We start from the raw sequence: 9,608 nt of genomic DNA, 5'->3' as shown, positions 1-9,608 counted from the left end.
CTCCCCCTGCTTGCCTCGATCGCGTCTCCTGCTCGTGATCGAAGGACCTCCATGTCAGACACCGCCCGCCCCACCCGTCAGGAAGGACCCCTCATGACCCTCGTCGTCACCGGAGCCACCGGCCACCTCGGCCGTCTCGCCGTCGAGCACCTGCTCGCCCGCGGCACCGCCGCCTCCGACATCGTCGCCACCGGCCGCGACGCCGCGAAGCTCGAGGCGCTCGCCGCCGACCTCGGCGTCCGCACCGCCGTCGCGGACTTCGACGACCCCGCCTCGCTCGACGACGCCTTCTCCGGCGCCGAGGCCGTCCTCCTCGTCTCGGGCTCCGAGGTCGGCAGGCGCGTCGCGCAGCACACCGCCGCGATCGACGCCGCCGTCCGCGCCGGCGCGCGCCTGGTCTACACGAGCGCCCCGAAGGCGACCACGAGCGCGCTCATCCTCGCCCCCGAGCACAAGGCCACGGAGGAGGCGATCGCCGCCAGCGGCGTCCCCGCTGTCATCCTCCGCAACGGCTGGTACAACGAGAACTACGAGCAGACCGTCGCCGAGCTCGCCTCCACCGGCAGCACCCTCTCGAGCGCCGGCGACGGCCGCGTCGCCAGCGCCGCGCGCACCGACTACGCCGAGGCCGCAGCGGTCGCCCTGACCGACCCGTCCCTGGTCGGCACCGTGCACGAGCTCTCCGGCGACACCGCCTGGAGCTTCGACGAGCTGGCCGCGATCGTCGCCGAGGTCGCCGGACGCTACGCCGCGATCAGTCACGTCTCCTCCGACGAGCACGCCCGCGTCCTCACCGGCGCCGGCGTCCCCGAGGGCGGAGTCGGCTTCGTCGTCGGCCTCGACGCGAACATCGCCGATGGCCTCCTCGGCGGGACCGACGGCTCGCTCGCCCGCCTGATCGGGCGGCCGACCACGCCGATCCGCGCGTACGTCGAGGAGCAGCTCGGGCGCTGACGCTCCGGCGTCCCCGTCGGCCACCGTCCGGCTCGCAGGAGCAGTCCGCCCCCGCGAGCCGGACGGTGGCGCGCCCGGCCCTCCCGCGGCTCCGCGCCCGCCCTCCGCGGCTCCGCGCTCGACCCGCCGCACCTCGCGCCACCGTGTCGGCGCCCCGACGTAGGCTGTCCGCCATGACCTCGACGACGCCTCGCTCCGGTATCGACCGCTCCGAACTCGACCCCGCGACGCGCCCGCAGGACGACCTCTACCGGCACGTCAACGGGCTCTGGATCGACCGCACCGAGATCCCCGCCGACAAGGCGCGCTACGGCTCCTTCCACGTCCTCCAGGAGGAGGCGGAGAAGGCCGTGCGCGACATCATCGTCGAGGCGCAGACCGCGCAGCACGGCACCGAGGAGCGCCTGTTCGGCGACCTCTACGCCTCCTTCATGGACGAGGAGCGGGCCGAGGAGCTCGGCGCCGCCCCGATCGCCGACGACCTCGCCGCCGTGCAGCGGGTCGACTCGATCCCCGGCCTGCTCCGCGCGGTCGGCGCCTTCGAGCGCACCGGCGTCCCCGGGCTCTTCGGCCTCTTCGTCGACAACGACCCGGGCAGCCCCGAGCGCTACCTCGTCTTCGTCAACCAGGGCGGCCTCGGCCTGCCGGACGAGAGCTACTACCGCGAGGAGGAGTTCGCCTCCGTCCGCGAGGCCTACACGCCGTTCGTCGCGCGGATGCTGGCGCTGGCCGGCATCGACGCCGCCGAGGCCCGCGCCGAGCGCATCGTCGCCCTCGAGACCGACCTGGCCGCCGCGCACTGGGACAAGGTCCGCAGCCGCGACAGCCAGGCGACCTACAACCTCCGCTCCTGGTCCGAGGTCGAGGAGCTCGCCGCGGGCGTCGACCTCGGCGTCTGGCTCACCGCGATGGGCGCTCCGGAGGGGGCGCTCGCCGAGGTGGTCGTCCGCCAGCCGAGCTTCCTCCAGGGCCTCGCGGGCCTGCTCACCGAGGACCGCCTCCCGGCCTGGCGCGACTGGCTGTCCTGGCAGGTGATCCGCGGAGCCGCGGCCTACCTGTCCAGCGGCTTCGTCGACGCCAACTTCGACTTCTACGGCCGCACCCTCACCGGCACCCCGCAGAAGCGGGAGCGCTGGAAGCGCGCCGTCTCGCTCGTCGAGGGCTCGCTCGGAGAGGCGGTCGGCCGCACCTACGTCGCCCGCCACTTCCCCGAGACGGCGAAGGCCGCGATGGATGTGCTGGTCGCGAACCTCATCGAGGCGTACCGCCGCTCCATCGTCGACCTGGAGTGGATGAGTCCCGCCACCCGCGAGCGCGCGCTCGAGAAGCTCGCGAAGTTCACGCCCAAGATCGGCTACCCGGTGCGCTGGCGCGACTACTCCGCCCTCTCGATCGACCCGGCCGACCTGCTCGGCAACGCCCGCCGCGTGGCCGAGTTCGAGTTCGCCCGCGAGCTCGGCAAGATCGGCCGCCCGCTCGACCGCGACGAGTGGTTCATGACCCCGCAGACGATCAACGCCTACTACAACCCGGGCTTCAACGAGATCGTCTTCCCGGCCGCGATCCTGCAGTTCCCCTTCTTCGACGAGGCCCGCGACCCCGCCGCGAACTACGGAGCGATCGGCGCCGTCATCGGCCACGAGATCGGCCACGGCTTCGACGACCAGGGCTCGCGCTTCGACGGCGACGGCCGCCTCACCGACTGGTGGACCGAGGAGGACCGGGCCGCGTTCGAGGAGCGGACGAAGGCGCTCATCGCGCAGTACGACGCGCTCGCTCCCGCGACCACGCCCGGGCACCACGTGAACGGCGCCCTGACCATCGGCGAGAACATCGGCGACCTCGGCGGTCTCGGCATAGCCTGGAAGGCGTACCTGCTCTCGCTGGACGGCGAGGAGCCGCCCGTCGTGGACGGTCTGACCGGCGCCGAGCGCTTCTTCCTCTCCTGGGCGCAGGCCTGGCAGCAGAAGTCGCGCGACGAGGAGACGATCCGCCTCCTCGCCATCGATCCGCACGCTCCGGCCGAGTTCCGCTGCAACCAGATCGTCCGGAACATCGACGAGTTCTACGCTACTTTTGACGTCTCCGAAGGCGACGCCCTCTGGCTCTCCCCGAGCGAGCGCGTCACCATCTGGTAGTCGCCGCCGACCACCTCCGCACCACGGACGAGGAGCCCCGGGCATCGAGAGCCGACCGATGCAGCGGGGTCGTCCGCCGATCGCGCGTCCTGCCGGCGCGTGAGGACTCAGGTCCCCCCTCCGCACGACCGCACTCCCGACCCGTAGAGGGGCCGTACCCGTGGTGATCCCCACCAGCGAGACCCGCCGTGAGAGCCGACGCAACCGCCGGGGGCGCCACAAGGGCGGCGGCGACCGCGAGAACTTCCAGCGCGGCTTCGACGCCCTCGGCCGTCTCGCGATCGACGGGGTCGTCGTCTCGGCGCGCGCCGTCGACCTGGCGACCGGCCGCACCCTGTTCGCGGTCGACGACTCCGTCTCGATGCCCACCGCCTCCCTCGGCACCGTCGTGCTGCTGATCGAGGTCGCCGCCCGGCTGGCGAACGAGCCGCAGGAGAACCTGCGCCTGGTCGACCGGACCGCGGCGGACGCGGTCTCGGGCTCCGGGCTCTGGCAGCACCTCCAGGTGCCGTCGATGCCGATCGCCGACCTCGCCGCCCTCGTCGGTGCCTCCAGCGACAACCTCGCGACCAACGTCCTGCTGCGCCGCGTCGGCCTCGACGCCGTGCGCGAGCGGGCGGAGGCACTCGGCCTCTCCCGCACCGCCCTGCTCGACGTCGTGCGCGACGAGCGCGGCCCGGACGACGCGCCGCAGCTCTCGATCGGCTCCGCCCGCGAGCTGACCTGGCTGCTCGCCACCCTCGCGAACGGCGAGATCGTTGACACCGCCGTGAGCTCGCGGGTGATCGGCTGGCTCTCGCTCGGCACCGACCTCTCGATGGTCGCCGCCTCGTTCGGGCTCGACCCGCTCGCGCACCGCCACCCCGACCACGGGGTCCTGCTCGTCAACGCGACCGGCACCGACGTCGGCGTCCGCGCCGAGGCCGGCGTCCTCCGCGGCCCGCGCGCCGGAGTCGCCTACGCGGTCGCCACCCAGTTCGACGACACGACCCTGCACTACCGCCTCGCGGTGCTGGAGGGCATGCGCACCCTCGGAGCCGACCTGCTCGAGTACGTGCACTGACGGCTGCCGGGGCGGAGGCTCCTCCGGAGCAGGCCGACCCCGCGGGGCCCCTCGGGTGCCCCGTCAAGTCCGTGACCGCCTCCGGGGACGCGACCTAGGCTGCCCGCAGCGGCGCCGCCTCCCGGGCGCACCGCGGAGAGGGAACCATGAGCAGCTTCGGCTTCGACGCCCCCGAGGACGTCACCGACACCACCCGCCCCGACGGCGACTCCCTGCCGGTCCCGCCGGAGGACCCGGCCGAGATCGACGACCCCGAGTCGATCGACGAGGCGCTCGACCAGGGCGCCGACGCCCGCCTCGGCGACGACCAGGACCCGCCGGAGCACCCCTTCATCCCGTCGCCCAGCTGATCGGCCGGCCGGGCGCCCCAGCGGCGCCCGGCCTTGTCCGACCTGGCTGCTCCTCCGAGCCGACTACTCCTTCGACCCCGGCTTCAGGCGGTTCGCGAGGCGCTTGATCGGGTGGGCGGGCTCGCGCTCCGCCGGATCCTCGACCTCGAGGCCGTAGAACGTGCCGATGTCGCCGACGAACGCCTTGCGGCGGGCCTTGTCGTAGGCGCGGATCTCGCGGCGGAAGGCGATCACCGTCGCGACGCACATCAGGATCATCACGACGCTGAACGGCAGGGCCGAGAGGATCGCGGCGGTCTGCAGGGCGTCGAGGCCGCCGGCGACCAGGAGCGACAGGGCGAGCAGCGCGGTCGCGACGGCGAAGAACACGCGGATGCGGTTGCGCGGCTCCGGCTCGCCGCCGGTCGCGATCATCGACATCACCAGCGCTCCGGAGTCAGCGGAGGTCACGAAGAAGACGCCGATCAGGAGGATCGCGCCGATCGTCAGCACCGAGCCCGCGGGCAGTCCCTGCAGCATCGAGAAGAGCGCCAGGTTGGTGTCGACCGAGCCGTCGGCGCCGACGAGGCCGCCGTCGCCGTAGAGCTCCCGGTAGATGGCCGTGCCGCCGAGGACGCTGAACCAGAGGAAGGTCATGATCGTCGGCACGAGCAGCACGCCGCCGACGAACTCGCGGACCGTCCGGCCCTTCGAGACGCGGGCGATGAAGATGCCGACGAACGGCGCCCACGACATCCACCAGCCCCAGTAGAACGTGGTCCACGAGGCCTGCCACTGCTCGCCCTCGCGGCCGGCGTAGGCGCTGACCGTGAAGGTCAGGCCGATGAAGTTCTGCAGGTAGTTGCCGAGCGACTGCACGAACTCGCGCAGGAGGAACTGGGTCGGGCCGGCGACGAGCACGAAGACGAGGAGCGCCGCGGCGAGCAGCAGGTTGCCGGTCGAGAGCCACTTCATGCCCTTGCCCACGCCCGAGATCAGCGAGAGGACGGTCAGGCCGGTGACCACGGCGATGACCACGATCTGCACGGTGAGCGACGACTCCACGATGCCGCTCGCCTCCAGGCCCGCCGAGATCTGGGTGACGCCCAGGCCGAGCGAGGTCGCGACTCCGAACATGGTGCCGACCAGGGCGACCACGTCGATCGCGTTGCCCCAGCCGCCGCGGACCCGCCGGCCCAGCAGCGGCTCCAGCGCCCAGCGGATCGACACCGGCCGCTTGCGGCGGTGGATCGCGTAGGCGAGGGCGAGGCCGACCACCACGTAGATGGACCAGGCGTGGACGCCCCAGTGCAGGTAGGTCTGCGAGATCGCGCTCTGCGCGAGCTGCGTCTCGGTGCCGGTGACGCCCGGGCGCGGAGTGGCGAAGTGGGTGAGCGGCTCCGCGACGCCGTAGAAGACGAGGCCGATGCCCATGCCGGCGGCGAAGAGGAGCGAGATCCAGGCGAGCATCGAGAACTCGGGCTCGTCGTCGTCGGCGCCGAGCTTGATGTCGCCGAAGCGGCTCACGCCCATCCAGATGGCGAAGGCCACGAAGACCGCGGCGATCAGCACGTAGTACCAGCTGAACGTGTTGACGACGGTGGTCTGCAGCGTCGAGAACACGGAGGTCGCGGCGTCGGGCGCGAGGATCGCGAAGGCCGCGATCGACAGCGTGAGGACGGCGGCGGGCCAGAAGACCCACCGCGCGAGGCGGTGCGGAGGGGCGGTCGTGCCCGCGGTGGCGGGGGCGGTGTCCGGGGAGGACGGGTGCTCGGACATGGGGTCCTCTCGTCGGCGGCAACCGTCCACGGTACACGGGGGCCTGTCGGCGGCCCCGGCCGGGGGAGCCGGGCTGGCATGATCCGGCCCCGGTGCGGGAGGCTGGACCCGTGCAGTTCAGAGTGTTCACCGAACCCCAGCAGGGCGCGAGCTACGAGGACCTCCTCGCCGTCGCGCAGGCCGCCGAGAGCCTCGGCTACGACGGCTTCTTCCGCTCCGACCACTACCTCCGGATTGGGGACGGCGATCCCGGCGTGGGCCCGTCCGACGCGTGGACGACGCTCGCCGGCCTCGCCCGCGAGACCGAGCGGATCGCGCTCGGCACCCTCGTCTCCTCCGTCACCTACCGGCCGCCGGGGATCCTCGCGATCCAGGTCGCCCAGGTCGACGCGATGTCCGGGGGCCGTGCCGAGCTCGGCCTCGGCACCGGCTGGTTCGAGGAGGAGCACGCCGCGTACGGCATCCCCTTCCCTCCGCGCCGCTTCGACCTCCTCGAGGAGCAGCTCGAGATCGTGACCGGCCTGTGGTCGACGCCGGTCGGCGAGCGCTACTCCTTCGCCGGCGAGCACTACACGCTGACCGACTCCCCGGCCCTGCCCAAGCCCGCCCGCCTGCCGCTGCCGGTGATCGTCGGCGGCGGCGGCCCCAAGCGGACCCCGGCGCTCGCGGCGCGGTTCGCGAGCGAGTTCAATCTGCCCTTCCCCGAGTTCGACGCGATCCCGGGGGCCTTCGAGCGCGTCGACGAGGCGTGCCGGGCGATCGGGCGCGAGCCCTCGTCGCTGGTGCACTCGGTCGCGCTGATCGCGGTCGGCGGAGGGGACGAGGCGGAGTTCACGCGTCGTGCGGCGGCGATCGGCCGCGAGCCCGCCGAGCTGCGCGAGCACGGAGTGGCCGGCGGCGTCGACGAGGCGGTCGACCGCCTCGAGTCCCTCCGCGAGGCCGGCTGCGAGCGCGTCTACCTGCAGTTCATGGACCTGCAGGACCTCGACCACCTCGACTTCTTCGCCCGGGAGGTCCTGCCGCGCCTGTCGGCCTAGGGCGGGCGGCGCTGGCGCCGACTCCACGTCGACCGTCCAGGAGTCGTCGCACTCGCGCTCGACTGCGACGACTCCTGGCTTCTCGCGGTCCCCGTCCTCGTGCCCCCGCGCCGAGTGCGACGATTCCTGGTCACTCGCGGGCTGCGGGCAGCACGCTCCGGCCCGCGCGCCCGGGCGTCCGTCCGCGCGGCGGCCTACGCTGGAGGGATGGCGGACACGATCGAGCGCGCGGACGAGCGCCTGGCGACCCGCTCGGCGGCCGAGGTCCCGTGGATCGTGCTGGTCTGGGACGATCCGGTCAACCTGATGTCGTACGTCTCGTACGTCTTCCGCAGCTACTTCGGCTTCGGCCGGGCCGAGGCGGAGCGGCTGATGCTGCAGGTGCACACCGAGGGGCGCGCGGTCGTCGCGACCGGCAACCGCGAGGAGATGGAGCGGCACGTGGAGGCGATGCACGGCTACGGCCTGTGGGCGACGCTGCAGAAGGCCGACGCGTGAGCGCCCCGCTGCGCCCCGCGGCCGCGGAGACCGGAGAGCACCCCGCTCGCGACATCCGAGGACTCGGCTGATGCGCGCGTTCCGCCGCGACTCCTCCGGAGCGGCCGTCGCCCGCTTCGACCGCGAGGAGGCCGGGATCCTCCGCCATCTGGCCGGCGAGATGCTCGAGCTGCTCGATCGCGGGGCGTCCTCGGAGGAGGCCCGCTCCGATCCGGCGCTCGCGCGCCTCCTGCCCGACGCCTACCGCGACGACGCCGAGGCGGCCGACGAGTTCCGCCGCTTCACCGCTCCGGACCTCGCCGCCCGCAAGATGGACGACGCCCGCGCCGTCACGGCGGCCCTCGACGCCGGCGACGGCACGAGTCACGGCCGGATCTTCGAGGGGCTGGGCGAGGTCGCGGTCCGTCTCGAGGAGCCGCAGGCGATCGCCTGGCTCCGCGCACTGACCGACATGCGGCTCGCTCTGGCCGTGCGGCTCGGCATCGACGACACCGACGACGTCGTCCCGGAGGAGGGGAGCGCTGCCGCGATCCGCAGCGTCTACGACTGGCTGGGCGGCGTGCAGGACGGACTCGTCCGCGCCGTCGACGTGTGATCCGCTCGTCCTTCTAGCGATTCCACAGCTGTGGACAACCCTGTGGAAAGGTGTGGAGAACCGGCTCCGGGAGCACCTCCGAACGGCGGAGCGCCGGGCGCGGGGGTGTGGAAACGCGTAGCGTCCACCCTGTGAACACTCCGAGCACCGCCGACGCCCAGCGCACCGCCGACGACATCCAGGACTCCCGGGCGGTGCGGACCCTCGCCCGCGGCGGCTTCGCGGCGAACGGCCTCGTCCACCTCCTGATCGGAGTGATCGCCCTCGGCGTGGCCCGCGGCGGCGGAGGCGAGGCCGACCAGAGCGGTGCTCTCGGCGCCCTCGCGGCGCAGCCCGGCGGTCTGGTGATCCTCTGGATCTGCACGGTCGGCCTCTTCGGCCTGGCGCTCTGGGGGCTGCTCGAGGCGTTCCTCGTCCGCCCGCGCGAGAGCGCCCTGAAGACCTGGGGCAGCCGGCTGAAGGAGGCGGGCAAGGCCGTCGTCTACGGCGCCCTCGGCGTGACGGCGCTGAAGTTCGCGACGGGCGGCGGGTCGAGCTCGTCCGAGTCGTCCGAGAGCGCGAGCGCGCAGGTGCTCTCGGCGCCGGGCGGAGTCGTGCTGCTCGTGATCGCGGGACTGGCCGTCCTCGCGGTCGGCGGCGTCTTCGTGTACCGCGGAGCGAGCAGGAAGTTCCTCGAGAACGTCGCGGAGCCGGGCGGTACGGCGGGCACCGTCGTCACCGTGCTCGGCGTCGCCGGCTACGTCGCCAAGGGCGTGGTCCTCGGCGCTCTCGGCGTGCTGCTGATCGTCGCCGCCGTCACCCATGATCCGGAGCAGGCGGGCGGGCTCGACGAGGCGCTGAAGTCGCTCGTGGAGCTGCCGGCAGGTGTGCTCCTCCTCGGCTTCGTCGCCGTCGGGCTCATCGCCTACGGGCTCTTCTGCTTCGCCCGCGCGCGCTGGCCGCGCCTCTGATGTCGGATAGCGGATCCGCTCCTTACATGTCACCCCCCTTCCGCGCAACTGGTCCCGCCGTCCCGGAGTCGGTGACACGCTGAGGCCTGTGAGTGCTGGAGGCGAGGACGCGACCGGAGGACGGGTGCGTCCGCCGCTGACGCAGGACGCCGCCCGTCTGCTGGCCCGCTCCGCCACGGGGGACGCCTCCGCTCTGGGAGAGCTCGTCGACCGCTTCGGCGGCCTCGTCTCGGCGTGCGTCGGCACGGTCCAGGCCGACCCGGCC

At 73.1% G+C, this 9,608-nt stretch carries 9 protein-coding genes; 8 read left to right on the top strand and 1 reads right to left on the bottom strand.

Going from position 1 to position 9,608, the window contains the following annotated elements; translation table 11 throughout:
• Positions 1-93: 93 nt before the first annotated feature.
• The 4 genes from C5C74_RS16190 to C5C74_RS16175 all read left to right on the top strand — a co-directional run bounded on the left by C5C74_RS16190 (position 94) and on the right by C5C74_RS16175 (position 4,505).
• Positions 94-954 carry an NmrA family NAD(P)-binding protein gene (locus C5C74_RS16190; RefSeq protein WP_104351891.1) on the top strand — a complete coding sequence of 287 codons (861 nt, stop codon included), beginning with the start codon at positions 94-96 and terminating at the stop codon, positions 952-954.
• A 173-nt stretch (positions 955-1,127) separates the two neighbouring features.
• Positions 1,128-3,092: a M13 family metallopeptidase gene (locus C5C74_RS16185; protein ID WP_104222834.1), complete on the top strand. Its 1,965-nt coding sequence runs from the start codon at positions 1,128-1,130 to the stop codon at positions 3,090-3,092.
• A 160-nt stretch (positions 3,093-3,252) separates the two neighbouring features.
• Complete coding sequence (locus C5C74_RS16180; RefSeq protein WP_104351890.1) at positions 3,253-4,155, top strand: serine hydrolase; 903 nt, start codon at positions 3,253-3,255, stop codon at positions 4,153-4,155.
• Between the two features lie 146 nt (positions 4,156-4,301).
• Positions 4,302-4,505, top strand: a complete 204-nt coding sequence (locus tag C5C74_RS16175; protein WP_104222832.1) for a hypothetical protein — start codon at positions 4,302-4,304, stop codon at positions 4,503-4,505.
• Positions 4,506-4,568: 63 nt separating this feature from the next.
• Here the strand turns inward: C5C74_RS16175 and C5C74_RS16170 are convergent, their stop codons facing one another.
• A complete protein-coding gene (locus C5C74_RS16170) occupies positions 4,569-6,263 on the bottom strand; it encodes a BCCT family transporter (protein WP_104351889.1) in 1,695 nt (564 codons plus the stop codon).
• A gap of 110 nt (positions 6,264-6,373) precedes the next feature.
• Here C5C74_RS16170 and C5C74_RS16165 point away from each other — a divergent pair, with 110 nt between their 5' ends.
• The 4 genes from C5C74_RS16165 to C5C74_RS16150 all read left to right on the top strand — a co-directional run bounded on the left by C5C74_RS16165 (position 6,374) and on the right by C5C74_RS16150 (position 9,343).
• On the top strand, positions 6,374-7,300 hold the full coding sequence (locus C5C74_RS16165; protein ID WP_104351888.1) for an LLM class F420-dependent oxidoreductase: 927 nt from the start codon (positions 6,374-6,376) through the stop codon (positions 7,298-7,300).
• Positions 7,301-7,507: 207 nt separating this feature from the next.
• Entirely contained in the window at positions 7,508-7,798 is a 291-nt protein-coding gene (gene clpS, locus C5C74_RS16160) for an ATP-dependent Clp protease adapter ClpS (RefSeq protein WP_104222829.1), read from the top strand.
• A 70-nt stretch (positions 7,799-7,868) separates the two neighbouring features.
• Entirely contained in the window at positions 7,869-8,393 is a 525-nt protein-coding gene (locus C5C74_RS16155) for a DUF2017 domain-containing protein (protein WP_104225742.1), read from the top strand.
• A gap of 131 nt (positions 8,394-8,524) precedes the next feature.
• Complete coding sequence (locus C5C74_RS16150; RefSeq protein ID WP_104225741.1) at positions 8,525-9,343, top strand: DUF1206 domain-containing protein; 819 nt, start codon at positions 8,525-8,527, stop codon at positions 9,341-9,343.
• Positions 9,344-9,608 lie beyond the last annotated feature (265 nt).

This window comes from Rathayibacter sp. AY1E8, assembly GCF_002931415.1.
Classification (GTDB): domain Bacteria; phylum Actinomycetota; class Actinomycetes; order Actinomycetales; family Microbacteriaceae; genus Rathayibacter.
This window is presented reverse-complemented; position numbering and strand designations above follow the sequence as displayed.

Coding starts and splice junctions, on each gene's coding strand:
- C5C74_RS16155 (WP_104225742.1), top strand. CDS start 7,869: ATGCGCGCGTTCCGCCGCGACTCCTCCGGAGCGGCCGTCGCCCGCTTC.
- C5C74_RS16190 (WP_104351891.1), top strand. CDS start 94: ATGACCCTCGTCGTCACCGGAGCCACCGGCCACCTCGGCCGTCTCGCC.
- C5C74_RS16185 (WP_104222834.1), top strand. CDS start 1,128: ATGACCTCGACGACGCCTCGCTCCGGTATCGACCGCTCCGAACTCGAC.
- C5C74_RS16175 (WP_104222832.1), top strand. CDS start 4,302: ATGAGCAGCTTCGGCTTCGACGCCCCCGAGGACGTCACCGACACCACC.
- C5C74_RS16170 (WP_104351889.1), bottom strand. CDS start 6,263: ATGTCCGAGCACCCGTCCTCCCCGGACACCGCCCCCGCCACCGCGGGC.
- clpS (WP_104222829.1), top strand. CDS start 7,508: ATGGCGGACACGATCGAGCGCGCGGACGAGCGCCTGGCGACCCGCTCG.